The following is a 24,777-nucleotide window of genomic DNA, read 5'->3' on the forward strand; positions in this document are numbered from 1 at the left end:
CAGCCCGTAAAATGGTTAACATGGGCTTTACCGTCTTGGCGATGAATGCCGGCCTCGATAGTGCCATTCTTGACCCCACCAATGGCGATCTGATGGGGATCATCTTCGCCACGGAAGCGTTACTTGGCGAAGACGACTACTGCATGGAGTATATCGGCGCCTACCGCGAAGGAATCTTTGGTCAGAAAAAATAGTCACTATGATTCAGCGGACACACTTTTAATAAGAAACAAATCCGGTCAGCTGATCACACAATCAGCTGCCTGGTTATTGACTACCATTTACAAATAAATTACTACTGAATAGGAGAAAAAAAGATGTCAAAAATTCAAGAAGTTAAAGCAAAAGTAGAAATTGGTAAAACCAAACTGATTCCCGGACTGGTTCAGGAAGCCCTCGATGAAGGCAATGCCCCTGGCGAAATTCTGCAGGCGATGGTTGATTCAATGAGCGTCGTTGGCGAAAAATTCTCAGCCGGCGAAATCTTTGTGCCCGAAATGTTAATTGCTGCTAAAGCGATGTCAAAAGGCGTTGATGTGTTACGTCCGCTATTGGCTGGTGACAACTCCGCTTCTCTCGGAACCTGTGTCATTGGAACCGTTGCCGGAGATTTGCATGATATCGGTAAAAACCTGGTTTCGATGATGATCGAAAGTGCCGGCTTCACGATCGTTGATCTGGGTGTTGATGTGCCCGCCGAAGGCTTTGTCAACGCCATCAAAGAAAACGAAAACGTTACCCTGGTAGCCTGTTCTGGTCTATTGACGACCACCATGCCAGCCCTGAAAGAAGCCGTAGAAACCATCAAAGCCAGCGGCCTGGATGTTAAGGTTATTGTTGGTGGCGCACCGGTGACACCAGAATATGCCGCTGAAATCGGTGCTGACGGATTTGCTCCCGATGCGGGTAGTGCTGCGGTGAAGGCTAAAGAATTAGTTGCCTAAGTAATTCTAAGAAATGCCTTGCCGACTGCCATTAAATACCTAATATGATATTTTACTAAAAGGATTATAAAAAAAAGAAAACGCGTCTGACGTTTTCTTTTTTTATTGCTTATATTTTTTGATATTCCGAGTCATCTTTTGCCAGGGTTTTGCTATCACGATCACCCGCTAAAATTCAATCACAAATGCCTTGGTGTAAGCGTTGATGTTGTCATTAATATCATAATTTTTTTCAGTATTCATTTGCTGATTGACTGCTGTTGTGATAAATAATCTACCCTGATGTTTTTCAACAATTTTTTTGGCGATTGCCAGCCCCAATCCGCTGCCATCCTTAGAACTTCGGGATTCATCGGCACAGATAAACGGCTCAAATATCATCGCTTCAAGCTCTGGTGCTATTTGCTCACCATTATCAGCCACAATAATCTTTATTTTTTGTACACTTGCGATGATTTTTATTAATATTTTCGCACCTTGTTTATTATGCTGATACCCATTAAGTAGAATATTATTAAAAGCTCTTAAAAACTCCCGCTGATCAATTTCACGAATAATCGGCGCTTCAGGAATATCAACTGTAAGCTTGATCGCTTTTTCCTCGAAAAGCTGATAATTCATCGCAATCGCTTCGCGCAACAACCTGCAAATATCAATTTTTTCCAGCTGCATCCGATACTCGTCAGTGCTCAGTTTCGTATATTCAAACAGTAAATCGAGAAGCTCATTGGCTTTTTTAGTCTTGTTATAAATGATCGTCAAAGCCTCTGCCTTATTCTCTTCACTGATCTTACCTTCGTTTAGCGCTTGGGAAAATCCCAGGATTGAGGTCATCGGGGTCTTCAGATCATGGACAATATTAGCATAGAGGATATTACGTTCGTTCACCTGACGATTGGTTTCGGCCATGATTTTCTTATTTATGACCAGGGTATAGGCACGGCTAAACAGCCAGAAACACAAGATGCTGACCAAAAGCCAGAGCAGCAACACCAATCCGGCCACGGCTTCGTCGGTTACTCCCGCCATGATCACGTCAAGCCCATCACTGATCAGTGATTCTGAAATGGATACCAGCAAAGCAAAAATGATAAAATAGCGGGTAATACTTTTTCTTAATCGTTCCATCTATTTCTCCAATCGATAACCCAAACCACGGATGGTGCTAATATTTTCAGCGCCAATCTTATCCCGTAGTTTGCTGATTGCCACCCGAATGGTATTATCATCAACGGCGTAAGCTTCTTCCCAGCCCGCTTCATAAAGCTGCTCTTTAGTAAATACCCGGCCGGGATGCGCCATCAATAAACACATCAGCTTGAGTTCAACCGCAGTGAGACTAATGGCCTGGTTTTCCTTGTACAGGATACACTCAGCCGGATTCAAGATCAGCTCCCGCACTGTCAGCTTGTCCTTTGCATGGCTTAAACTGCGGCTGCCGTGGTTCTCTCTGAATCTGGCCCGAACTCTGGCCGCAACCTCCAGCGGATCAAATGGCTTCGTAATATAATCGTCAGCACCAAGGTCGAGGCCCAGAATTTTATCGGCACTTTCAATCTTTGCTGAAATAATCATCACTGGGATATGCCATTCTTTGCGGATCTTTTTTGTCAGTTCAAAGCCATTAATGCGTGGCATCATAATATCCAGCAAGGCTAGATCAATGACATTATTATTGAGAATCTGAATCGCCATCTCACCATCATAGGCTTCAAAAATTGTTGCCTCATCTGTTTCCAGGTATAAACGCAACAGTTTCACAATGTCTTTTTCATCATCTGCTATTAAAATATTTTTCATCACGATTCTCCACCTTTTTTTGTTTTTCAATGCTTTTTTTATGCTGACCCGTTTTTAACATGACCAGAAATTATAAAACTGCCAGTACCATATATTGATCGACATGATCAGCCCCATCGTTTCAACAATAACGGCATTGCGGGTTATTTTTGCCACGCCCGGAAAATTTCTGCCCTGCTTTATCATTATGCCTAAATTAATAACCGGAAGCAATGATAAAATTCCCAGCAACAGACATTTCCAGGTACTGCTTTTCAAGGTCACACTTCCTCCATCGAGAGGCATCAAGACGAGATAGTAGATTAATAGCCCCGCCATTAGAATTGCCAGCAGCATCACCATTTCAAATCGATTAGCGCGCTTACACTGACTTTCCTCAGTCGAGCTTTTTCGTATTTTAGAAACTAACCATCGAATTGACATCATCATTAAAAATATTACCGCCAGCAACCAGGCCAGCACCAACAAAAGCAATAACATAATTTTTAGGCTAAAGGTAACCGTGTTCTCTTTTTTGATATCCTGGGACATCATCTCAAAGCCGATCCTTCCGTTCTCAGTTTCAGTGCGAACCATGAGGTATTCCCAGCCATTTTCATTGTTCATCCGGTACATCTGATCACTAATCTGGGTCAGGGTGCCCTGGCCGATGGCCGGTTTAAAAACCGTCGGGTCTGCTGTTTTTACGAGTGGCAGCAGTGCCCCAATATACTTATAGACCCGCGGGAAGCCTTTTTCATAGCTTCGCATCGAAGTATAGATACCGCCTATATCGGGGCTTTTGGTAATCCCCCCTGACTGCTTTTGATATTCACCAAATACCAGTGATAAGAGTCCATAATTAAACGCCGTCTCAGCCACTTCATTGGTCATCACGACAACCCCGACCCCAGAGATTGGATCAAAATACAAGGAGGCGGTACACCCAGCGGTGTTGCCACTATGGCCGATAATATCCACCTGATACTGCAGCGACCATAAACCATGGGCATTGCGTTTAAGCTCTGAGTCGCCATAATACGATGTTGCTTCAAGCATCCGCTTTAAGGTGTCCTGCTCTTTAAAAAAAGGACTCTGTCCGGCACCGGGAACAAAGGCTTTGGCAAATGTTATAAAATCCTCAAGCGTTCCAGTCGCAGCACCACTTGGATACAATAAGATATAGGCAATTGACTTCCCTAAATCCTGATACTGATTTTCATAGATACTGTAGCAATTGAGCTTTTCACGCTGTTCTTTGACCCATAAATTATCTGAATAGTCCGGTGCAATTGAGGTATTTCGGATTTCCAGTGGTGCAAAAATGTGATTGTGGACATAGTCTTTAAAGTCTTCCCCACTGATGCTCTCAACCAGATAAGCCGCCAGCGCTGTTCCCCAGTTCGAATAGGCACAAACACTTCCTGGTTGATAGATTTGCGGCGGCTCACTTTGCACCAGGGCTTTTTCCAGGCTGACCAGTTTAGCCGTCTCGGTCGTCTCTATATCATAGGTCGTTTCCTGGAATCCGGCCGTATGATTCATCAAGTGGGTCATCGTGATTGGTGTGTCATCGGAAAGCTTTGTCAGAAAACCCGCCGGCAGATAGTTGCAGATATCGGCTTCTAAATCGATTAAGCCCTGTTCTTCGAGCTGCATCACACTAACCCAAACCAACAGCTTGGATACTGACCCCCATTCATAGACGGTATTGTGATCGGCCGGGATTGCCAAATCGATATCTGCATAACCTTGATTGACTGCATAGAGTGTGTTTTGATGATCAAATACGGCTAGTGAAACAGCAGCCATACCGCTGCTACGCTGATTAATGAATGCCGTGATCTGATCTTGTAACTCACCATACCCGATACCTGAAGGTACCCTGTTGCTACTCTCATTGATTTCTATTGCACTTGCAGAACTTGGCCATAAAAAACACCCGATTAATACGACCAGCATAAAAAAACAAAGCCGCTGCGCCTTCTTCATAAAAACCTCCTCGATGATTCTTTGTTGATTCTTTTATTAATCATAGCGGAGTATTGTTTCACTTATTCATTGACAACATTAAGTGAATATTAATTTGACGCAAAATTTGATAATTAATTTAAGCACGCCCTGCAAACGGTGGTCAAGCCGTTATCTTATAGCCAGCTTAAATCGTTCCGACCGACAAAATAAAACGTAGAAACCATCAAAGCCAGCGGCCTGGATGTTAAGGTTATTGTTGGTGGCGCACCGGTGACACCAGAATATGCTGCTGAAATCGGTGCTGACGGATTTGCTCCGGATGCGGGTAGTGCTGCGGTGAAGGCTAAAGATTTAGTTGCCTAGTCGCTAAACAAATATCAACTAGCCCCTTAATTTAATCATAAAAAAAGAGAAACCTGCAGGTCTCTCTTTTTTTATGATTAAAATGTTGTTACCAATATATCTTGTTTTAGACCAGTCCTACCAGTTTTCCGGCAATCGGCTACCACAATGTAGCTAGACCCACAAAAGCGATTTATAAGCCAGATTGCAACTTTAGGCATATCAGTCATCTTGTAATAGCCGGCAGTATCGCGATTCATCTAAAGAAACAAATAAGAAGCCGATCAATTGATTGAATATGGCTTCTTATTTATTATTCAATTATTTTTATGTCATCTTTTCTTTATGCTTACTATTCTGTTATTTTATTTCTGGCATTAATTTCAGTCTGATATTGTGTCACTTTTTCTTTGGTTAGACGGTATCCAAAAGTTAACAGAACCGCACCGGCAAGAACCGTACAACCTGGGATTGTACAGAATAAAGTCGTAATACCAGCTTTTAATTCCGGTGTGGCAGTAGCCGGATCCATTTTTGCAACGAAGCCTACCGAAGCCAGCATTGCCGGTATGATTAAACCTTTGATGAAGATAGCCAGTTTCAATGGTAAATTCGATAATCCCATAACCCAACTTGATGCTGCTTTTCCTGTTTTCCATTCACTGTAAATCGATGCATCACCGTATAAAGCAACCATCAATGCGTAAAGGAATCCTAGGAAGAATTGAGCACATGAAAGGACGATTAAGACAAGCATGATATTACCAACAACGAATTGACAACCGATTAAGAATACCCCGAGACCGTAGCAGCCAATCAGTGCCGCAGTTCGTGTTGACAATTTTGCTGCAATATACTTACTTAAATATGAACCAATTACTGCCATAATATTGGCAACCAACAAGTATACACTAAACATTGCAACATCGTTTGCGACATAAGTAAAGAAGTATACTGCCGAACCGGCACAGACAAAGTTAACGGTCCAACGTGCAACATCTGCCAAAAGTAACACTAACAAATGTGGGTTCTGAACCAATGATCTGGCCATATCGCCAATGGATATTTTTTCTTTTTTTGCAGTATTCGCATTTGCAGCAGCATTTTCATAGGTTACTTCATATCCACTTGTCAGTTTGAAGTGAATGAAATAGCCTAACCAGTAAACACATGCCATTGCGAATGCCGAAATAGTGAATCCTAATACGGGGTTTTTGACTAATTCACCAACCCATAAAATAGTGGCTAAACCCATTGCGGAGAAAATAATTTTCCCAACATTTGCATAAGCGCCACGTGTGGCGGATAATTGGGTTCGGTCTTCTGGTGTTGTCGAGATTGTTGGAATTAGTGCTATATTAGCAACGTATGAAAAGTTCCAAGCCACATGTGAAGTAATGAAAGCGACACAAATGATGATCATTGGGACGATTCCAGTGCCAATAACTGTAAACATCATCGTATAGAGAACCACGACAATTGGTGGTATTACCAACAAATACGATCTGTATTTTCCCCATTTCATTGGTTTAAGCGCATCAATAAATCCACCATAAAAAGGTGACAATACCATATCTACTGTACTTGTTAAGGTCATAATTATTGCAGTTGTACCCAAATCAAATTTTGCAATGTTTGTTAAGAAATATGCAAAATAAAAAACTTCGACATTCGACATCAGAGTAAAACCAAGATCTCCAATACCAAAGAATTTTTTAAGCCCTGAACTTAAGGGTTTTTTTTCCATAAAAGAGCCTCCTCAAATTTTTTAAATGATCGAACAAAGTAAAATTTCCGGATATTTACCTTTGTCATTTTTTCTTTCAGTAATATTACTAAGACTTACTAAATAGTAACCCTTTACATCGCATTTGTCAAGCTTTTATTAATAATTTATCATGTTTTTACTGTTTTTTTAGTAAATTACCCGTTCCTTATTTTTTATTTCAATCTTTTTCGGTTTTTCCTTGTTAAATCTCTCACTTAATGCTAAAATTGCTATGCTACATTGCTTTTAAGGAGATTATTTATGCGAAAAATGACTAAGGGTGAGTTGACCAAAGAGCGTATCTACACGAGTGCTAAAGAACTTTTTTATCATCAGGGCTATAATGCCACCACGATTCAGCAAATTGCTGATCATTCTGATACCACCTTAGGTTCGATGACCTATCATTTTGCAACAAAGGATACCTTCATTGCGAGAATTTTTGATGACTATCTCAGTGCCATTAATGATTCACTCAAAGAAAAACTGATTGGATATAAGCCCATTAATGCTTTTGAAAAACATTTCTATCTCACCATGGTCTGGTATCATTACCTACTGAGTGACCCCCACGTCAATAATTTTTATTATGAGATTTCAAAAAATGACTCGCTTTATCCATTTCTGCACGGAAAAATGAGTGTCATCTATCATGATTTTGTCAAAGATTACAATCTGCGGATCCGTCCAATTGAATTTGATGCTCTGCTGATCGCCGATTTTGGCGCCCGTCGTGAGCTCACCCGGGCGTTCTGTGAAGCTCGGATAAAAATGCCGGTAGAAGATTTTTCAATCCTGATTATCTCAAATACGGCTCGTTGTTGGGGAATTCCGCTTAAATCGATCTATCGCGTCAGCTACGAGGCGCTGCTTTTCTTTCGCGAGCATGATTTTTCGGAAATTAAATTATTGATCTAAATTACGGGTCTAAAAAAGGTCTATTCAGAAATATCCTGAATAGACCTTTGCTTTTTTGATGGCATTTTACTACCTTGCTTTAAAGGTAATGATCACCCCTTCGGTAACGCTGTTTGCCCAGCTGCCGTCGCTGGAGAAAACGATATGTTGACCTTGAATGATCGGTACCATTGAAACCATCTCATAGCCTTGCTGGTCATGTGCGTTACAGACCGCCTCAATTTTCTCAGCTAATTCTTCGGCTTTACATTTTCTAAAACCTTTATTATAGTCATTTCCGACCGACTCAACCATATCATCAATGGCCACGCTAAGATATTTTTTCATTTATTTCTCCCTCAAACAATTTATCGTTTTATTGTATCATAATTGTTAAATAACTTCGAACATAGTTTTTAATCCGAATCATTTTTGCAATTAAAAAACCGCCTCTACTTAGAGAGGCGGCAAAAATTGATCGACTATTTGTATTTACCTGATACTATCGAACTGATCAAACAGCATCGCTCAAATCGTGATTTATGTTTTTATTTAATTATTTTGCTTGGCAAAATAATTAATCGGCCAAAATTTTGGCTACGACACCAGAACCAACGGTACGTCCGCCTTCACGAATCGCGAAACGTAAACCTTCTTCGATCGCAATTGGGGTGATCAAAGTGATTTCCATTTGGACGTTATCGCCAGGCATTACCATTTCTACGCCTTCTGGTAATTTGATGATACCAGTTACATCGGTTGTTCTGAAGTAGAACTGTGGTCGGTATCCGTCGAAGAATGGGGTATGACGTCCGCCTTCTTCTTTGGTTAAGACGTATACTTCTGACATGTAATGGGTATGTGGTTTAATGGAACCGGGCTTAGCCAGTACCTGACCACGTTCGATTTGAGTCCGGTCAACACCACGCAGTAATGCGCCAACGTTGTCGCCTGATCGACCTTCGTCGAGTAATTTACGGAACATTTCGATTCCGGTACAAACGGTTTTACGTACATCGTGAATCCCAACAATTTCAACTTCCTCACCAACTTTAACAATCCCACGTTCAATACGTCCGGTTGCTACTGTTCCACGACCGGTGATTGAGAAGACATCTTCTACTGGCATCAGGAATGGTTTGTCGGTATCACGAACTGGATCTGGGATCCAGGTATCAACTGCAGTCATCAGTTCGACAATCTTGTCGCCCCATGGACCGTCTGGTTCTTCAAGACCTTTTAAGGCAGATCCGGGAATGATTGGGGTATCGTCACCTGGGAAATCATATTCGTCAAGTAGTTCACGCACTTCCATTTCAACCAGTTCTAATAATTCTTCGTCATCAACCATATCAACTTTGTTTAAGAATACCACGATATATGGTACCCCTACCTGACGGCTTAACAGGATATGTTCACGCGTCTGTGGCATCGGACCATCAGCAGCACTAACAACTAAAATCGCACCGTCCATCTGAGCAGCACCGGTGATCATGTTCTTAACATAATCGGCATGACCCGGGCAGTCAACGTGAGCATAGTGACGTGCTTCTGTTTCATATTCAACGTGAGCAGTTGAGATGGTGATCCCACGTTCTCTTTCTTCTGGGGCTTTATCGATGTTTTCGAAGGCGACAGCTTGACCGGTTCCGAATCGTTTATTCAGTACAGATGTGATCGCCGCTGTTAATGTAGTTTTACCATGATCGACGTGACCAATTGTTCCAACATTTACGTGGGGCTTATTTCTTTCAAATTTTGACTTTGCCATTGTATTCTCCTTACAAATATAAAAATTATCATTTCGCTACTATGTCAAATTTAATTTATGATATAAAAATGGAGCCCTCATCCGGATTTGAACCGGAGACCCCCACCTTACCATGGTGGTGCTCTACCTACTGAGCTATGAGGGCTTATAATAAAATGGTGGGAGAAGATGGATTCGAACCATCGTAGACGTTGTCAACGGATTTACAGTCCGCCCCCTTTAGCCACTCGGGCATTCTCCCACGTGCTTATTAATTCAGCTTCTCTATAATAGTTTGTTTTTGCTTTTTTGTCAACTGTTTTTTTTATATTTTTTTGCCAATTTTTTTCCGAATCCGTTGTAGGGCATTGTCCACCGATTTATTGCTGCATTCCAAAACCCCAGAAATCTCGTAATAGGAGGCTCCCTGAATATAGTAGGCGAGGACTTTTTTTTCAAAGCTGGACAATTCCCGTTTAACATCAATCATCAATTGTTCCAATTCTTCTGCTTTGATTAATTCCACCCCCGGCTCCACGCTTTTTTTCGCGGCCAGCCGATCAATAATGATATGCTGAGGTTCTTCTTCTGATACCGCCGCATAAATTGACACCGAATTATTCAGCGGCATATGTTTCTGGCGGTTAGCTGAACTGATGGCGGTTTGGATTTGACGCTCAATACAGAGATTGGCAAAGGTTGAAAACTGCGCTTCCCGGTCGGGGCGAAAATTCCAAATGGCTTTTAGTAAACCGATCATCCCCTCCTGAATCAGGTCTTCATTATCTCCGCCGACCAGATAATAGGAGCGCGCCCGGATCAGCACATTTTTTCGATACTTCTCCAGCAAGAATTCTTCGGCAGCCTTGTCACCTTGCTGGGCTATTTTCACAATTTCTGTTTCTGATTGTTGATCCTTGCCAGTCTTTATCATTTTTCCCTCGCATTATTCCTTAACGCGCATTTTGTTAAATTGATCCAGAGTATCCGCATCCATAAAATCACTAAGCTTAAGCCCTTGTTTTTGACCATTTTTCTTCTTATCATCACGAAATTTTTTCAACACTGCATCCATATCCTGGATCAGCTCGCGCACTGGAACCCGTTCCGCCCCGCTGGCCATCACCATCTGTTGCAAGGTAAAATCCGACGTCACCACCCTGACGTTGTAGGCCTTTGGCAGACTATAAACCAGTTTTTCAATATAGCTATCGGCGGTTTTGTTTTTCTTGGTAAAAACCACCTTGATTCGCCCCACCATCTCCTCGCGTTTTTCCAGAGATTGCTGCAAGTAGGCATCGAAAACAAGGATGGTTTCCCATCCTTTGAATCCGCTATAGCCATTTAAATCATTAATCAGCTTTATCCGCGCCTCTTCTAACTCTATTTCTGAAAGACGCTTTAAATCCTCTGAACCATGGATGACATTATAGCCATCCACAATTAATATGGTTTTCATTGAAAGCGATGCTTGGCGGCCTCTGCAAAAATAATCGCTGCGGCGGCTGATGCATTAAAGGATTCGATCTCACCATGAATTGGAATCGATACCGAAAAATCACATTGTTTCTTAACTTTTTCGCTGATTCCAGTGCCCTCATTACCGATAACAATGGCAAGCGAGCCTTTATAATCGGCTTTATAATAAGGATTGCCCTTCATATCGGTAGACATGATCCAAAACCCTTTTTTCTTGAGTTCATCAATGGTCTGGCTGAGATTGGTGACCTTGACAATCGGGGTATGGGATACTGCCCCGGATGAAGCTTTGACCGAAACGGCTGTTAAAGAAGCCGAACGTCGATTAGGAATAATCACTCCATCGGCACCGCAAATATTGGCACTCCTTATAATCGCCCCCAGATTATGGGGATCGGTGAGATGATCTAAAATTACAATAAAGGGGTCTCGTCCCTTGGCCTTGGCATGATTTAGGATATCCTGAAGGTTACTGTAGGGGAATGGCGCCATCAGTGCGACAATGCCCTGATGAACCTGACCATCGGCCAGATACTCCAGTTTTGCCTTTTCGACTGAATGAATAATGATATTTTGCTTTTTGGCCAAATCAGTAATCTTTTTAAGGACGTGGTCGGTGTTGTCTTTTAAAATCAACAGCTTGTCAATTTCCTGACCAGAACGGAGCGCTTCCATGACCGGGTTTTTTCCGACAATTATAAATGTTTCTTCGGTAATGCCATCATCTTCGCGATTAAAACCATCATGTTTGCGGGGCGATTTCCGATCGTCAAAACGACGCGGTCCGCGATCCTCTTTAGGCCCTCGATTGTCAAATTTCCGGGGATTTTTGTCATCCTTGGTAGCACGTTCTTCATATTTATGACTGCTTTTGCCAGTCTTCGGTCCCCGTTCATCAGCATTTTTTGCTTTCTTGTCGCCTTTTGTAGAATATTTAGATTCGCTGCCTTTGGCTGCCTGATCATTTTGTTTCGCTCTTGGCTTATCACTGGTCTTACTGCTATTCGATCGACTATTTGATACTCGTTTCATTTTTTCACCTATTCTTTTATTTTTTTTCGATTTATTTCTTGATAAATCGATTCCGGCATGGTGTTGCTATATTATGTTGAATTAAAGCATGTTACAAATTAAACGGGGATTGCACAGTGTCCGGGCGTGGGTCTGCCCCTTTGGTCATCATGGATCACCGCCTGATAAAATATAATACAGTTTAAAACTATTATTCGTTTGGCTGAGTTGTATTGGTCGTGATTTCTGCATCTTCCTCTGGTTTTCGTTTGCGCGGTGGCAACGGCCCATAGTATTGGTAATAATGGGTCTTGATATCGCCATTATACAGTTTTCTGTTCTTGGTTGAAGCTTCGCCAAAGAATTTCTCAAACTTTTCATAACCCGTAATAATAAAATAGGACCAGTCCTCAAGACTTCGAAAGACCTTGCCCATATCGCGATACAGGCGCTGGATTTCTTTTTCTTCACCGATCCGCTCGCCATAAGGTGGGTTGGTGATAATCACCCCATATTTTTTCTTGGTGGAAATGGATTGGACCGCTAATTTTTGAAAAGCAACCAAATCTGCTACCCCGGCCAGTTCAGCATTGGTTCGTGCCTGTTTCAAGGCATCGGCATCACAGTCAGATCCCAACAGCAAAAATTCCTTGTCGTTGATGGCATCCCGGGCTTCTTGTCGGGCCTGTTCCCACAGCTCAGCCGGAATGGCATCCCAGGTTTCGGAAACAAAATCCCGCTTCAGACCTGGGGCAATATTTTTACCAATTAAGGCCGCTTCAATGACGATCGTTCCCGATCCGCACAGGGGATCCAGAAAAACCCGATCCGGCCGCCACCGCGATAGATAAACCAGGGCTGCTGAGATGGTTTCTTTGAGCGGCGCTTCATTGCCATATTGGCGGTAACCGCGCTTGTTAAGACCAGAGCCGCTGGTGTCGATGGAAAGGGTCACCTCGTCCTTAAGAATTTGGATATGAATGGGATACTTGCCACCATTCTCATCAAACCATTCGACATGGTATTTTGATTTCAGTCGTTCTACCACCGCTTTTTTGACAATTCGCTGTCCATCGGACTTACTAAAGAGGGTTGATTTGACGCTGGTTATTTTAGCCGCCGGAAATTCTCCATCAACGGGAATCCAGTCTTCCCAGGGTAAGGCCTTCGTTTTCTCAAACAATTCATCAAAGGTTTCGGCCTTAAATCGGCCAATCTCGAGCAGCACCCGATCGGCGCAGCGCAGCCACAGGTTTGAGCGGGGAATCGCTTCTAGTGTGCCGGCATAACGGATTTTTCCGTTCTCAACCTCCGTTACCTCGTACCCTAGTTTTTTTATTTCGTCCTTTACCACACTTTCGATTCCAAAAGCAACCGTGGCAATTAAATTTATTTTTTTCGGCATTCATTTTTCCTTTATCTTTATTTTTTGATCGTTATTTTTGATCCTATTTTCAACTATCAATATTACATTATAGCATAAGATTTCAATTTAGTCTTAATAATTTGCATCACAACAAAAAAAATAAAAAACCGATATGACCATCGCACACCGGTTTTTTGTATGAAAATTTATTTTTCTAAAATTTCTTTATTTCTTCATCTCGGCCGAAGACCAGAAATCCTTGATATTGTCCCTTATCCCAGGCGGTAATCTGTTTGCCAAATTTTTTCTTCATCGCCACCAGATTAACTCGGTAGCCTTTGTCCCGCCAGCGGTCAGCTGCACCAATAACATCTACCATGCTATTGGTTTGCGGGTCGTAAAAGATAATTATTGCCGGCTCGATTTGTCGGGCATCTTTTTGTTCTTCCATCAGAATGGTAATGATCCGCTCAAAGCCAATCGAAAAACCAACTGCCGGTACCGAAACCTTGTTGTATTTCCCGATCATATTGTCATAACGGCCGCCGCCAGCAATCGAATAACCATAGGGGCCATAGCTGACTTCAAAGATCAGACCGGTATAATAGCCCATCCCACGGATCAGCGAAAAATCAAAAACAATTTTAAATTGATCCTTGGCGAGTATTTTGACGGTATTGATCAGCTCGGTTAATTCGCTAATTGCAGCGGTATCTTCGACCCACTGGGCTAAATTGTCCAGTTCGATACCCGTCACACAGGCCATCAGCGTATCGACTTGTTCCTGCTGGTGACCCTTTTCGATCAATTCACTGCTTACCCCAGCTGCTCCGATCTTGTCCATCTTATCCAGTGCAATACAGACTGTCCCGACCTGATCGGCCGCAAACCCGGCTTTTATAATGACTTCACTGAGTAGCTGGCGATGATTCACTTTAATGGTGAAGCCGGCAAATCCCATCGCCAGCAGCGCTTTGGCAGTGGTATCGATCAGCTCAATCTCGGCCGCAACGGTGGGATCACCGATAATATCGATATCACATTGTTTAAATGCCCGGAATCGTCCTTTCTGTGGTCGTTCTGCCCGAAAGACATTACCAATCTGAATGGCCTTAAAGGGGGTTTCCAGGACTTCCTGATTATTTGAATAAAAACGACTCAGCGGCAAGGTCAGATCGAATCGCAAGCCCATATCACAAAGATCTAAAACGCTGGCCTCCGGATTAAAGTTAAGCTTTTCGCCCCGTTTCAAAATGGTAAAAAGCATCTTTAAGTTCTCGCCCCCGTCACTGCCCAAAAGCAATTCCAGGTTTTCCATGACTGGGGTCTCAATCCGACTAAAGCCATGGGCGCGGTAAACTGCCAATATCTGTTGTTCCAGGCGATCCCGAATCTTTGCTTCCTCGGGCAAGATATCCCGGGTACCTCTTACTGGTTTTGAACTGATCATCTGGTCACCTTCTATACTAGATTAATTTGTTTAAATGCTTTTTTGCCCTTTTTCAGAACAATTTTTCCGTCTGCAAAATCTGCCAGCGTCACCAGCAGCTTAAAATCTGTTACTTTTTCGCCATTTAGCAGAACCCCACCCTGTTCGATTAAGCGGCGCCCCTCACTGCGGCTGGCAATCAGTTTGGCCACTTCCAGTAAGGCAAGAATATCGATGCCCGCTCCCAGCACAGCCTTTGACAGTTCTACACTAGGAATCTCGGCCTCACCCTGATCTCCGGCAAAAAGTTTTCGGGCGGCATTTTGCGCTTCCTGAGCCGCTTCAGAGCCATGAATAATCTCGGTAACTGTATAGGCCAGGATTTCCTTGGCCTGGTTGATTTCAGCGTCTTTAAGTGCGCCTAAACGACGTACCTCATCCATCGAAATAAAGGTCAGCAGTGCCAGACATTTTTCGACATCGGCATCAGCAATGTTTCGCCAGTACTGGTAAAACTCATAGGGCGAGGTTTTTTCCGGATCCAACCATAAAGCGCCCTTAGCCGTTTTCCCCATCTTAGTGCCTTCGCTGGTGGTCAGCAGGGAGAAGGTCATCCCAAAGACCTGGTCAGCATCTTTACGCCGAACCAGTTCAACGCCAGCGATGATGTTAGACCACTGATCATTTCCGCCAAACTGCATCTTACAATTCTGTTCTTTATGTAAGACATAAAAATCATAAGCCTGCAGCAGCATATAATTAAATTCCAGAAAGGTTAGTCCTTTTTCTAATCGTGATTTATAGCAATCTGCCGTCAGCATCCGGTTAACTGAAAAATGGGCACCGATTTCCCGCAAAAATTCAATATAGTTAAGTGGTAGCAACCACTGGGCATTATTCACCATCACGGCCTTGTCATCTTCAAAGGTCAGAAATTTTTCAAAAACTTTTTTAAATTTCTCACCATTTTCTGCAATCCGTTCTGCTGTCATCACCTGACGCATATCGGTTCGTCCGGACGGATCCCCGATCATCGTGGTTCCGCCCCCGATCAGTGCAATCGGACGATGTCCATGCCGTTGCATGTGGGCCATCACCATAATCTGAATAAAGTGTCCAATATGAAGGCTGTCCGCCGTCGGATCAAAACCAATATAGAATGAAACGGATTCCTCCACCAATAATTTTTTAATTTCTTCTTCGTGGGTACATTGTTCAATAAACCCCCGCTCCTGCAATACGTCAAATACACTTTTCATTCTTCTCTGTCCTTTCCTAAGTCAATGGGGCTTTCCCCAGCATTTTTTCTTTTTGTTTAAATTATTCCAGTGGCTTCTCTAAATCCAGCTGCGCTTTTTTTTCTTCCCAGCGGGTTAATGCTTCTTCGAAAATAACCTTAATCACGGCAAATACCGGAATCGCCACAAACATCCCCAAAATCCCAAAGAGGCTACCTCCGACAATGACCGAGAACAGCACCCAAAATGGGTTGAGTTCGACAATTTTCCCTAAAACATTAGGCGCTAAAACATTGCCGTCAAACTGCTGTACAATCAGAATCCAGATGCCTACCCAAAGCGCCTTGATTGGTTCATCAATTAAGGTAATAATGACGGCTGGGACTGCTCCAATAATTGGACCAAAATAGGGAATTACATTGGTGATCGCTACAATTACGCCAAATAAAGGGGCATACTCCACACCAATTACTAGCAGTCCCAAATAAAAGAGAAATCCAATCAGCATCGAAGTAAGAATTTTTCCGGTAAAATACTTGTAAAAAATTTCGTCGATGGTCAGGATTGCCCAGTGAGAACCGTTATACAAGGTTTTATTCATCACAGCTTTGGCGAAACGATCGACCTGATCACTGACTTTTTCTTTATCTAGCATCAGGTATAAGCCGACAAAAAACACAATAAAGAAGGAGATAACAAAACCGATCGTCCCTTTTAAAAAGACGAAGGCAAAATTCCCAATGTTTTTGATGGAATCCGGATTTGTTCCAAAATATGATGCAACCTGGTTTAGCATATCCCTGGTGGTCATACTCTGAAGACTGTCAAGGGCAAACTTCAGTTCTGTCAAAATATCCTGGGCGGCTCCACCATTAGCCAGACTTTCCCCCAGATAATTATCGATGATGGTTAGATACTCGGGGGTTTGAGAAATCAGCCCCGTTAAACTTTCTACCACCGATGGAATCGTTGCATAAAAAAACAACACGATTAAAATAATGGTAATGACATAAACAATCAGAATCGAAATCAGGCGAATCGCTCCGGCTTTATTCTGGCTTTTGGGAATGGTCTTAAAAATAAATTTTTCAATCCCGCGCATTGGTTTAAACAGAAGATATGCCAAAACCACGCCCAACAAAATCGGCCTTAGAACTTCTAAGGTTCCAGTTATGAATCCACCGATGGTTGCCGTAACCACCCCAAAATTATCCAATAATTTATATATCAAAAGCAAAATCAATATACCAACTAAAAAGTAACTGTATTTTTTTACCAGTTCGACATCAATTTTATGTTTCAAAGGCTCCTCCGATACTGTTTTTAATTCGAATTATATCTTAACATTTTACTCGAAATATTTAAAGCAGTTTCAATCAGATTCTTAAATTATGATTAAACTAAAATAAAACCGCCACGAATTAAAGTTTTCCTTGTCTTTTAGAGAAAACTATCATAATATTTTTATAGCTAATTATTTTATTTAGGAGTAATCATGATTTATATCGCTATTATCCTTTTCGTTATTTTCCTGGACCAGTATACAAAATATCTGGTTCTTGCACATATAAAGCCTCTTGATACGCTGCCGCTGATCCCAAATGTTTTCCATTTAACCTATGTCGAAAACACCGGTGCGGCGTTTAGTCTGTTCACCAATATGCAGATATTTTTGATCATTATGACCTTGATTTTTCTTGGGGTACTGATTTACTTTTTAATCAAAATACCTGACATCAAAGAAAATCGGATCATCAACATCTCCCTTGCCTTTATCATCGGTGGCGCCGCCGGTAATTTACTGGATCGTCTGCGACTCGATTTTGTGGTCGATTTTCTTGATTTTCGAATGATCAAATTTGCCATTTTTAATTTCGCCGATGTGTTTGTCGTGTGTGGCAGCATCATTCTTGTCCTGGCCTTATTCAATAATAAAAATTTTTTAGAGAACAATGACTTTGGTTCGCTGGATTAAGTCCATTTAATGAAGTCCCCTCTAACCAAAACGCTTCCCTGAAAAGAACACACCATTGTTTTTTCACGGAAGCTTTTTTTGTCTATTTTTTTGTTCCTTACTCTGTTTTTTCCAGCAAGCTGAGCATACTGTCGCCAGTCGTACAAATATGGTCACAGGCAGCCAGATTGGCTTTTTTACACTCACCCTTTTCAATTTGCCGAATAATTTCCATATGCTGATTCACCAGCGGCGTTTTATCTTCAATCCGATGCACATACTCCGCCCGAAACCGCTGCATCTGTTCCCTCAGGCTATTAATCATGGTTTGCAGTTTGACATTTTTCGATGCGATATAAATTGTCTCGTGGATATGCATATCATGTTTAATGATCCCCTCTTCATCATTATGCAAAGCCGACTCCCCAAATAACTCATTGGCTTGATAAAGCCTGGAAATCACGTCCTTGGTGGCATTCATGGCGGCCAGCTCGGCGGCCAGACCTTCGAGCGCCCGGCGGATTTCCATCATCTCTTTAAGGTCATTCACCGACATCGGTGTCACATAAACGCCCTTTCTGGGCACCATTTTTACCAGACCTTCCAGTTCAAGTTTTCTGATCGATTCTCTTACTGGGGTTCTGCTAACACCCATTTGTTCAGCCAGTTGAACCTCCATTAAACGTTGCCCCGGCTGAAGTTCACCCGTAATAATGGCACAACGAATCGTTTCAAAAACGATTTCCCGCAGCGGCTTGCATGAACTTATATCAAGGCTCAAACCTTTTTTTTCACTCCACATCATCTTCACCTCCGCTTTCCTCTGTTTTACTTAAAAAACACAGGGTAAATTTTTCTTTATAGTGTTGCCAGGCTTTTATTGCCATTTCCTGATCCCGGTAATACCCAATGACTGTCGATCCACTGCCGCTCATGACAGACATCAGTGCTCCCTGAGCCAACATCTCTTTTTTGATGGCTGCTATTTCCGGATAATCCGCAAAGGCTATCGTTTCAAAAACATTTCCTACCGCCTCTTTCAATTGATCGTAATTACAATCTTCCAACATCGCCATAATCGCATCAATATCAGGATGTTTTTTTATGATTGAATTGTCCAGTTTTTTAAAGGCCCAGGGGGTGGCGATATCGATATCCGGTTTCACTACCAGAATCGCCATCTTTTGTAAATTTTTTAGGGGCGTTATTTTTTCCCCGATTCCTTCCACCAGAGCGGTACCGCCAAACAAGCAATAAGGCACATCCGCCCCAATGGTAACCCCAATTGCCAAAAGCTCGGCCTGCGAAAGCCCCAATTGCCAAAGGGTATTCAGCCCTTTTAAAGTTGCCGCAGCATCGCTACTGCCACCAGCCAGACCTGCCTGAGCTGGGATTTTTTTTTCGAGATGAATCTTAACCCCTTGTTTAATAGCAAACTGTTCTTGCAGCTTTCGAGCCGCCTTAATTACCAGATTACGCTCATCTAAAGGCATCGTCTCCTCATTGGAGGTCAGCACAATCCCCTGATCCCGGGATTCAAAGGTCAGGACATCAGCCAGTTCAATGGAATGGTTAATCATTTTCATTTCATGATAACCATCTTCCCGAATCCCGATGACATCTAAAGATAGATTTACTTTTGCTCTGGCTTCTAAGATAACCCTGTTCATATTCCCTCACATTGTACTCATAATATTGTATACTTTATCCATTATAGCATAATCGCACTTTTTTGGAAATAAAAAATCATGGTTACAATCCGTTTTTATGGTGTATAATCTAGACATCAAGCGCTTGTACACACTATAAAACTAATCCATAGGAGACTAGACCATGCCGATTCATTTTGACAACGATTGGGAGAACCTCATTCAACAGGAACTCAAATCCGGATACTACCAAAAACTGCGCCATTTTTTGATTAAAGAATATCAAAGCCGGGTAGTTTATCCACCGATGGAAGATATTTTCAATGCCTTTCACTTGACACCACTGTCACAGACTAAGGTTTGTATTATCGGCCAGGATCCCTACCATGGGTCGGGACAGGCCCATGGACTGGCTTTTTCGGTCAAACCCGGGGTTGCGATCCCCCCTTCGCTGCTTAATATCTATAAAGAACTAGCAGCCGATTTGGGCTGCCCGATTCCTAACCATGGCTGTTTAACCACCTGGGCCGAGCAAGGCGTGCTACTTCTCAATGCCGTTCTGACCGTCCGCGGCGGTGAGGCTGGTTCTCATCGCAATGTGGGTTGGGAGATTTTTACCAGCCGCATCATTGAGCTATTAAACACCCGCCAAGAGCCGGTTATTTTTATTTTCTGGGGTCGCGATGCCCAAAATAAAAAAGCCCTGATTACTAATCCCCGGCATCCCATCATCACCTCTCCCCATCCCAGCCCCTTGTCTGCCCACCGCGGTTTTTTCGGCAGCCGACCTTTTTCAAGAACCAACGCGTTGCTGAAAGCCCGAGCGATTGAGCCGATTGACTGGTGTGTTAAAAACATCGATGCGGCTATAAGCGAAAAAGAATGGCTCTGATAATTATATCAGAGCCATTCTTTTTCTGAGATCGACGATTTCTTCAAGACTGAGCTGACCTGGGGCTGTTTTACCGGCTCCCGCCGCATAAGTCAGGGAACCGCCGCACAGATCAGGCGCTATTCTGGTTATTGCCCCCAATGATCCCATCGCAATGGCAATCATCGGCTTTTCGGATTTTTCATTATAAGCGAGGGTTGTCTGGATTAAATGGCGAACGTCATCCATTGAATGAGGCATCACCGCAAGTTTAAGCACATCCCCGCCAGCATCCTCCATAGCACTAAAAACAGCGGCCATTTCCGCCGTAGCCAGCGTTTTTTCAAAATTATGATGGGATACCAGCCACTGCGTTTCAGCGGTCTTTAAAGCACCTTTAATCGGTTCTAGAAAAGCAGGCTCACTAGCCAGTTCGACGTCCACATAATCGACCCGATTACTTTTTATTGCGGCAAGCACGGCGATTAGCCGGATCGCATCCGGGGTTTCAAAAACGCCGCCTTCCCGGTGGCTGCGATAGGTGTAAATAAGCCCTTGATTAGGCATTCTTGTTTTAATTTCCTTTAACAGCTCGATTTCTTCGCCAGTTGTAAGTGTTACTCCCGGCATAAAATGATCCCGCCGCCATTCCAGAAAATCGCAGCCGTTAGCCACCCCCATTTCAACATCGGATAATAATTCATCGCGACTGTTGCTGATCAATGGAATACATGCGCTAAAGGTGTTTTTTTTTATTAATTTATGCACTTTTTTTATATTCACAAAACTGTTCCTTCCGAATTGATGATTCATTGTCGCAAATACGCCTCACGGCGATTGGCAAGCCACTTATTTCTGGTTTAAAATTCCAATATTCTTAATTTCTACCGAGATGGTCCCATCTGGATTATTTTTAAACTCAATAATATCATTTCGCTTTAGCTGATCCATGGGAATACTGATTTCAATGCCCGTATCAGTAACAAACTTTTGTTTGGCAAATATTTTCTTTTCAATATTCGCAGTGACCGGAATCTTCTTCTCATAGAGACCTTTTTCTTCCAGGTACTCCTTAAAACCCTCCTGAATGGTCAAATCTCCATCAAAAACCACCTTAGCCAGATTGTCCACATCAATTTCGCTTTCGGTCTGATAATCATCTGCCAGCACTGTTTTGGCAGTATTGAGTTTTTGATAATCACCACCATATTCCCTGGCTATCACTTCTTTGACTGTTTTATCGATAATGTCAAAGGCCGCTTTTTCAGAAATTGCCGGCTCACAGAAAATTAATTGATTGGAAATATAATAATCCTTCTCGTTATTGATTGAATATTTTTTTTCTTTGATCAGAACCGCATCACTCGCCAGATTAAAAAGAATAAATTCATCCAATTTTTGACTTTCCGTTGGCAGTACACAGGGCTGAACCAGGATATCATTGGTCAGACCCTTGTCGGTATTGACATAGTGGATATAACCCTGTTTATAATTAAACTTAAATACGCCGAGATACGTTTCATGTTCGATATTAAAATCCACAAAGACCAGATCAGCGGATGGTATTTCAATGTTGTCTTGCATATAATCAAAAAATAACTGAGATATTTCCGAACTGATCCGAACCAATTCATGCGGATTATTCTTATAATCAATAATCCGATCTTTAAAAGGGCTACCCGGGCGAAAAACTGTCCGTTTGTTTTCAGGATCTTTTACTGATCTTTCGACATGTTTCTCGACATATTCTTTCACTGATACAGTCATGTTAAGAAGCATGTCCGATAACACTGGGATGCTGGCGTTGGTGTCCAATACGTGCAGGATTGCTTTGTTAATGGTGATTTCTGATTTCATTTGATTTCCTATTCTGTTTTGGTCAAAGTATTTTATGCGTTTATGGATCTGTGCTATCTATGATTTCGATATTCAAGCCGATTTACCACCAGCTGGTTACAAATTGGTTATAATAAATTTTTGGTAAGAAAAAAACAGCCACGAATGACTGTTTAAGCACGTTTATGGTACGCCCAGAGGGGCTCGAACCCCCAACCTACTGGTTCGAAGCCAGGCACTCTATCCAATTGAGCTATGGGCGCACATAAGTAGATTAAAAAAGAATGATCTGCGATAATAACCAAACCGATTCAGATTTATTAAATTTTGGAGCGGAAGACGAGATTTGAACTCGCGACCCTCGCCTTGGCAAGGCGATGCTCTACCACTGAGCCACTTCCGCTTATTTAAATGGTGCGGATGAAGGGACTTGAACCCATACATCATTCGATACTAGATCCTAAGTCTAGCGCGTCTGCCAATTCCGCCACATCCGCTAAGGCAATGTTACTATCTGTAACGTGCCTGATTATAATAACAAAATAGATGTAATTTGTCAAGTCGTTCGATAACTTTTTTTCTGTTTTTTTTAATTTTTTTTAACTTTGCGACTTATTCAATACTATCTTTGAAAAGCTCTATAATATGACTCTTGGATCCATAGATTAAAACCCGATCTCCCTGTTTAATCTGATCTGTCGAAATAACGTGATTTATAATCACATCACCCCGCTTGATTAATAAAACATTCAATTTATAGGTGTGCCGAAAATTTGTCTCAAGTAAGGTTTTATCCTTGATTTCCGGGGGGATGCAAGTTACAAAAACCTCGGCAATGAGTTTGTCATGAAACATCTCTAAAACTCGGACATTGTTACAGAAAGCACCCTTCTTTTTATTTTTAGCCAGCCGTTCTACCAGTTCGTCAAATTTTCGTATAATCCATTTGCTACGGGTTATCACCAAAATTACAACCAGAAAAATGAGCGAATAGAGAATTGTCATCCAATTGATCTGATCGCTGGAAGAGCGAATAAACAGATTGACTAAAAGCGAAACCCCTGACACAGCAAAAAGATAGCCAAATAGCATCATCACCCGCACCAAGTTGCGCCTTACCGTCGAATTAAGGATCAATTCACTCTCTCTGGTGGTGAAACCGCTGTTAGTCATGCAGGAGACCGCCTGGAAACGGGCCTTATCCTCCCGTAATCCAGTGAGTCGGAAAAGCACAGTAAATATCTCGACTACGATAAAGTAAGCGATGATTAGGACAAAAAAACTGACAAGCGATAAATTAAAACTCATTTTGCTCCTTTTTTGCTAGCCCTTGCATCCTAACCTATAGTCGGTTGGGCTTTTCTACTCTATACTATACACGATACTGTATCTTGACTCCATTTTGGTTGTTTAAAAAAGCGTGTTCTCAGGAAAATAAATAAAAAAAAAGTGCGTCGCATTCTGCAGCTTTACACTTGTGTTATCAATATCTCAACTATTTAATGGAGCGGAAGACGGGATTCGAACCCGCGACCCCCGGCTTGGGAAGCCAGTGCTCTACCACTGAGCCACTTCCGCATCATTTGTATTATAACAATTTTTCTTGCACTCTGCAAGCGTTAGTTTTTAGATACGTTTTTTTTAATTAATACTAATTCATGCTTCGGCAACTCCATGATCTTCTTTTCTAGATTTTTTATATTAATAATTCTTATATTAACACTATCGTAACTAAGCAGCAAAAAACCGCATCATCTGCGGTTATATTTTAAATTTGGTGACCCATGGGCGACTCGAACGCCCGACACCCTGATTAAAAGTCAGATGCTCTACCAACTGAGCTAATGGGTCGTATTGTATAAGTTATGTTTCGTATGAATTATGTTAGGGTTCGTATTTTTAATAAAAACTCTTCTCATCCTGATTGGATGAGTTTTTACTAAAAATGCGTTTGCCTTCGCACGTCGTTTCGCTACCGCTCAACTTCCGACACATTTCATAAATGAAATCAGGCTCAAGCTTCAAAGCTAATGGTGGGAGAAGATGGATTCGAACCATCGTAGACGTTGTCAACGGATTTACAGTCCGCCCCCTTTAGCCACTCGGGCATTCTCCCACATAATATTCAAATAATTTTTGACATAAAAATGGAGCTGATGAACGGACTCGAACCGTTAACCTGCTGATTACAAATCAGCTGCTCTGCCAATTGAGCCACATCAGCTTAATAAAAAAGTTTGACACATTAACTTTTGTTGTTCTAGGCTTGTACAGAATAACTAAGCGATTCACGCAAAAATGTTCACTTCCTACGGTCGTGCATTTTTGGTTCTCTGCTTATGCCAATTGAGCCACATCAGCTTTAAGATAATTGTTTGACACATTGATTGGATTACAATTATCTCTCATTTTGCTTTATTATAATTTAAGGAAGCAAAATGTCAATAATTGCATAAGCGATTCACACAAAAATGTTCACTCACTGCGTTC

The 24,777-nt window shown here is 42.1% G+C and carries 22 protein-coding genes, 9 tRNA genes and 2 pseudogenes; 6 read left to right on the forward strand and 27 right to left on the reverse strand.

Going from position 1 to position 24,777, the window contains the following annotated elements:
- Positions 1-194 (forward strand): annotated as a pseudogene (locus tag QZ998_RS02040) (methyltetrahydrofolate cobalamin methyltransferase); the annotation flags it as partial.
- A 123-nt stretch (positions 195-317) separates the two neighbouring features.
- The gene (locus tag QZ998_RS02045) at positions 318-944 is read left to right on the forward strand and encodes a corrinoid protein (RefSeq protein ID WP_296557603.1); all 627 of its coding nucleotides are present in this window, start codon (positions 318-320) and stop codon (positions 942-944) included.
- 168 nt (positions 945-1,112) lie between these two features.
- Here the strand turns inward: QZ998_RS02045 and QZ998_RS02050 are convergent, their stop codons facing one another.
- The 3 genes from QZ998_RS02050 to QZ998_RS02060 are packed head-to-tail and all read right to left on the reverse strand — an operon-like array spanning position 1,113 to position 4,715.
- On the reverse strand, positions 1,113-2,072 hold the full coding sequence (locus QZ998_RS02050) for a HAMP domain-containing sensor histidine kinase (RefSeq protein WP_296557606.1): 960 nt from the start codon (positions 2,070-2,072) through the stop codon (positions 1,113-1,115).
- Complete coding sequence (locus QZ998_RS02055; RefSeq protein ID WP_296557608.1) at positions 2,073-2,744, reverse strand: response regulator transcription factor; 672 nt, start codon at positions 2,742-2,744, stop codon at positions 2,073-2,075.
- A 54-nt stretch (positions 2,745-2,798) separates the two neighbouring features.
- Complete coding sequence (locus QZ998_RS02060; protein WP_296557609.1) at positions 2,799-4,715, reverse strand: serine hydrolase domain-containing protein; 1,917 nt, start codon at positions 4,713-4,715, stop codon at positions 2,799-2,801.
- Between the two features lie 195 nt (positions 4,716-4,910).
- Between QZ998_RS02060 and QZ998_RS02065 the strand changes: the two are divergent.
- A pseudogene (locus QZ998_RS02065) lies at positions 4,911-5,060 on the forward strand (cobalamin-binding protein); the annotation flags it as partial.
- A 331-nt stretch (positions 5,061-5,391) separates the two neighbouring features.
- On the opposite strand, the gene QZ998_RS02070 reads toward QZ998_RS02065, so the two are convergent.
- The gene (locus QZ998_RS02070; RefSeq protein WP_296557610.1) at positions 5,392-6,786 is read right to left on the reverse strand and encodes an MFS transporter; all 1,395 of its coding nucleotides are present in this window, start codon (positions 6,784-6,786) and stop codon (positions 5,392-5,394) included.
- A 282-nt stretch (positions 6,787-7,068) separates the two neighbouring features.
- On the opposite strand from QZ998_RS02070, the gene QZ998_RS02075 reads away from it, so the two are divergent.
- Positions 7,069-7,725, forward strand: a complete 657-nt coding sequence (locus QZ998_RS02075; protein WP_296557611.1) for a TetR/AcrR family transcriptional regulator — start codon at positions 7,069-7,071, stop codon at positions 7,723-7,725.
- A gap of 69 nt (positions 7,726-7,794) precedes the next feature.
- Here the strand turns inward: QZ998_RS02075 and QZ998_RS02080 are convergent, their stop codons facing one another.
- The 11 genes from QZ998_RS02080 to QZ998_RS02130 all read right to left on the reverse strand — a co-directional run bounded on the left by QZ998_RS02080 (position 7,795) and on the right by QZ998_RS02130 (position 17,280).
- Positions 7,795-8,052 carry a hypothetical protein gene (locus QZ998_RS02080; protein ID WP_296557612.1) on the reverse strand — a complete coding sequence of 86 codons (258 nt, stop codon included), beginning with the start codon at positions 8,050-8,052 and terminating at the stop codon, positions 7,795-7,797.
- 229 nt (positions 8,053-8,281) lie between these two features.
- Positions 8,282-9,475 (reverse strand): elongation factor Tu, encoded by a 1,194-nt coding sequence (gene tuf / locus QZ998_RS02085; protein ID WP_296557613.1) that lies wholly within the window; start codon positions 9,473-9,475, stop codon positions 8,282-8,284.
- A gap of 69 nt (positions 9,476-9,544) precedes the next feature.
- Positions 9,545-9,620 (reverse strand) — tRNA-Thr (locus QZ998_RS02090).
- Between the two features lie 11 nt (positions 9,621-9,631).
- Positions 9,632-9,716: transfer RNA gene (locus tag QZ998_RS02095), tRNA-Tyr, on the reverse strand.
- A gap of 63 nt (positions 9,717-9,779) precedes the next feature.
- Positions 9,780-10,388: a sigma-70 family RNA polymerase sigma factor gene (locus tag QZ998_RS02100; RefSeq protein ID WP_296557614.1), complete on the reverse strand. Its 609-nt coding sequence runs from the start codon at positions 10,386-10,388 to the stop codon at positions 9,780-9,782.
- Between the two features lie 12 nt (positions 10,389-10,400).
- Positions 10,401-10,913 carry an NYN domain-containing protein gene (locus QZ998_RS02105; RefSeq protein ID WP_296557617.1) on the reverse strand — a complete coding sequence of 171 codons (513 nt, stop codon included), beginning with the start codon at positions 10,911-10,913 and terminating at the stop codon, positions 10,401-10,403.
- Positions 10,910-11,965: a 23S rRNA (guanosine(2251)-2'-O)-methyltransferase RlmB gene (gene rlmB, locus QZ998_RS02110; protein ID WP_366512373.1), complete on the reverse strand. Its 1,056-nt coding sequence runs from the start codon at positions 11,963-11,965 to the stop codon at positions 10,910-10,912. The genes QZ998_RS02105 and rlmB overlap by 4 nt, the downstream gene beginning before the upstream one ends.
- Before the next feature lie 190 nt (positions 11,966-12,155).
- Entirely contained in the window at positions 12,156-13,349 is a 1,194-nt protein-coding gene (locus QZ998_RS02115; protein WP_296557619.1) for a class I SAM-dependent RNA methyltransferase, read from the reverse strand.
- A 175-nt stretch (positions 13,350-13,524) separates the two neighbouring features.
- Positions 13,525-14,760, reverse strand: a complete 1,236-nt coding sequence (gene hisS, locus QZ998_RS02120) for a histidine--tRNA ligase (protein ID WP_296557620.1) — start codon at positions 14,758-14,760, stop codon at positions 13,525-13,527.
- A gap of 11 nt (positions 14,761-14,771) precedes the next feature.
- Positions 14,772-15,998, reverse strand: coding sequence for a tyrosine--tRNA ligase (gene tyrS, locus QZ998_RS02125; RefSeq protein WP_296557622.1), 1,227 nt, complete (start codon positions 15,996-15,998; stop codon positions 14,772-14,774).
- A 61-nt stretch (positions 15,999-16,059) separates the two neighbouring features.
- Positions 16,060-17,280, reverse strand: a complete 1,221-nt coding sequence (locus tag QZ998_RS02130; protein WP_296557624.1) for an AI-2E family transporter — start codon at positions 17,278-17,280, stop codon at positions 16,060-16,062.
- Positions 17,281-17,472: 192 nt separating this feature from the next.
- On the opposite strand from QZ998_RS02130, the gene lspA reads away from it, so the two are divergent.
- A complete protein-coding gene (gene lspA / locus QZ998_RS02135; protein ID WP_296557625.1) occupies positions 17,473-17,952 on the forward strand; it encodes a signal peptidase II in 480 nt (159 codons plus the stop codon).
- Between the two features lie 97 nt (positions 17,953-18,049).
- On the opposite strand, the gene QZ998_RS02140 is transcribed toward lspA, so the two are convergent.
- Positions 18,050-18,736: a GntR family transcriptional regulator gene (locus QZ998_RS02140; protein ID WP_296557627.1), complete on the reverse strand. Its 687-nt coding sequence runs from the start codon at positions 18,734-18,736 to the stop codon at positions 18,050-18,052.
- On the reverse strand, positions 18,723-19,601 hold the full coding sequence (ispE, locus tag QZ998_RS02145; RefSeq protein ID WP_296557629.1) for a 4-(cytidine 5'-diphospho)-2-C-methyl-D-erythritol kinase: 879 nt from the start codon (positions 19,599-19,601) through the stop codon (positions 18,723-18,725). Before ispE ends, QZ998_RS02140 begins: the two co-directional genes overlap by 14 nt.
- A gap of 163 nt (positions 19,602-19,764) precedes the next feature.
- On the opposite strand from ispE, the gene QZ998_RS02150 reads away from it, so the two are divergent.
- The gene (locus QZ998_RS02150; RefSeq protein WP_296557631.1) at positions 19,765-20,472 is read left to right on the forward strand and encodes a uracil-DNA glycosylase; all 708 of its coding nucleotides are present in this window, start codon (positions 19,765-19,767) and stop codon (positions 20,470-20,472) included.
- Between the two features lie 3 nt (positions 20,473-20,475).
- On the opposite strand, the gene aroD is transcribed toward QZ998_RS02150, so the two are convergent.
- From aroD to QZ998_RS02200, 10 genes are all read right to left on the reverse strand, one after another.
- Complete coding sequence (gene aroD, locus QZ998_RS02155; protein ID WP_296557634.1) at positions 20,476-21,234, reverse strand: type I 3-dehydroquinate dehydratase; 759 nt, start codon at positions 21,232-21,234, stop codon at positions 20,476-20,478.
- A gap of 66 nt (positions 21,235-21,300) precedes the next feature.
- Positions 21,301-22,308 (reverse strand): nucleoid-associated protein, encoded by a 1,008-nt coding sequence (locus tag QZ998_RS02160; RefSeq protein WP_296557635.1) that lies wholly within the window; start codon positions 22,306-22,308, stop codon positions 21,301-21,303.
- 165 nt (positions 22,309-22,473) lie between these two features.
- Positions 22,474-22,550 (reverse strand) — tRNA-Arg (locus tag QZ998_RS02165).
- 65 nt (positions 22,551-22,615) lie between these two features.
- Positions 22,616-22,690, reverse strand: a tRNA-Gly gene (locus QZ998_RS02170).
- A 9-nt stretch (positions 22,691-22,699) separates the two neighbouring features.
- Positions 22,700-22,784, reverse strand: a tRNA-Leu gene (locus QZ998_RS02175).
- 115 nt (positions 22,785-22,899) lie between these two features.
- Positions 22,900-23,595, reverse strand: coding sequence for a TrkA C-terminal domain-containing protein (locus tag QZ998_RS02180; protein ID WP_296557637.1), 696 nt, complete (start codon positions 23,593-23,595; stop codon positions 22,900-22,902).
- Between the two features lie 195 nt (positions 23,596-23,790).
- A tRNA-Gly gene (locus QZ998_RS02185) sits at positions 23,791-23,865 on the reverse strand.
- Positions 23,866-24,062: 197 nt separating this feature from the next.
- Positions 24,063-24,138: transfer RNA gene (locus tag QZ998_RS02190), tRNA-Lys, on the reverse strand.
- A 180-nt stretch (positions 24,139-24,318) separates the two neighbouring features.
- Positions 24,319-24,403, reverse strand: a tRNA-Tyr gene (locus tag QZ998_RS02195).
- 32 nt (positions 24,404-24,435) lie between these two features.
- Positions 24,436-24,511, reverse strand: a tRNA-Thr gene (locus QZ998_RS02200).
- Positions 24,512-24,777: the final 266 nt, after the last annotated feature.

The organism is uncultured Acetobacterium sp. (assembly GCF_927416815.1).
Lineage (GTDB): Bacteria > Bacillota > Clostridia > Eubacteriales > Eubacteriaceae > Acetobacterium.

What these genes read in the sequence shown, in the direction of transcription:
- hisS (WP_296557620.1), bottom strand. Translation starts at nt 14,760, where the DNA reads ATGATCAGTTCAAAACCAGTAAGAGGTACCCGGGATATCTTGCCCGAG.
- QZ998_RS02160 (WP_296557635.1), bottom strand. Translation starts at nt 22,308, where the DNA reads ATGAAATCAGAAATCACCATTAACAAAGCAATCCTGCACGTATTGGAC.
- lspA (WP_296557625.1), top strand. Translation starts at nt 17,473, where the DNA reads ATGATTTATATCGCTATTATCCTTTTCGTTATTTTCCTGGACCAGTAT.
- QZ998_RS02070 (WP_296557610.1), bottom strand. Translation starts at nt 6,786, where the DNA reads ATGGAAAAAAAACCCTTAAGTTCAGGGCTTAAAAAATTCTTTGGTATT.
- tuf (WP_296557613.1), bottom strand. Translation starts at nt 9,475, where the DNA reads ATGGCAAAGTCAAAATTTGAAAGAAATAAGCCCCACGTAAATGTTGGA.
- QZ998_RS02100 (WP_296557614.1), bottom strand. Translation starts at nt 10,388, where the DNA reads ATGATAAAGACTGGCAAGGATCAACAATCAGAAACAGAAATTGTGAAA.
- rlmB (WP_366512373.1), bottom strand. Translation starts at nt 11,965, where the DNA reads ATGAAACGAGTATCAAATAGTCGATCGAATAGCAGTAAGACCAGTGAT.
- QZ998_RS02045 (WP_296557603.1), top strand. Translation starts at nt 318, where the DNA reads ATGTCAAAAATTCAAGAAGTTAAAGCAAAAGTAGAAATTGGTAAAACC.
- QZ998_RS02115 (WP_296557619.1), bottom strand. Translation starts at nt 13,349, where the DNA reads ATGCCGAAAAAAATAAATTTAATTGCCACGGTTGCTTTTGGAATCGAA.
- QZ998_RS02150 (WP_296557631.1), top strand. Translation starts at nt 19,765, where the DNA reads ATGCCGATTCATTTTGACAACGATTGGGAGAACCTCATTCAACAGGAA.
- QZ998_RS02105 (WP_296557617.1), bottom strand. Translation starts at nt 10,913, where the DNA reads ATGAAAACCATATTAATTGTGGATGGCTATAATGTCATCCATGGTTCA.
- QZ998_RS02050 (WP_296557606.1), bottom strand. Translation starts at nt 2,072, where the DNA reads ATGGAACGATTAAGAAAAAGTATTACCCGCTATTTTATCATTTTTGCT.
- QZ998_RS02080 (WP_296557612.1), bottom strand. Translation starts at nt 8,052, where the DNA reads ATGAAAAAATATCTTAGCGTGGCCATTGATGATATGGTTGAGTCGGTC.
- ispE (WP_296557629.1), bottom strand. Translation starts at nt 19,601, where the DNA reads ATGAACAGGGTTATCTTAGAAGCCAGAGCAAAAGTAAATCTATCTTTA.
- QZ998_RS02075 (WP_296557611.1), top strand. Translation starts at nt 7,069, where the DNA reads ATGCGAAAAATGACTAAGGGTGAGTTGACCAAAGAGCGTATCTACACG.
- QZ998_RS02060 (WP_296557609.1), bottom strand. Translation starts at nt 4,715, where the DNA reads ATGAAGAAGGCGCAGCGGCTTTGTTTTTTTATGCTGGTCGTATTAATC.
- tyrS (WP_296557622.1), bottom strand. Translation starts at nt 15,998, where the DNA reads ATGAAAAGTGTATTTGACGTATTGCAGGAGCGGGGGTTTATTGAACAA.
- QZ998_RS02180 (WP_296557637.1), bottom strand. Translation starts at nt 23,595, where the DNA reads ATGAGTTTTAATTTATCGCTTGTCAGTTTTTTTGTCCTAATCATCGCT.
- QZ998_RS02140 (WP_296557627.1), bottom strand. Translation starts at nt 18,736, where the DNA reads ATGATGTGGAGTGAAAAAAAAGGTTTGAGCCTTGATATAAGTTCATGC.
- QZ998_RS02055 (WP_296557608.1), bottom strand. Translation starts at nt 2,744, where the DNA reads ATGAAAAATATTTTAATAGCAGATGATGAAAAAGACATTGTGAAACTG.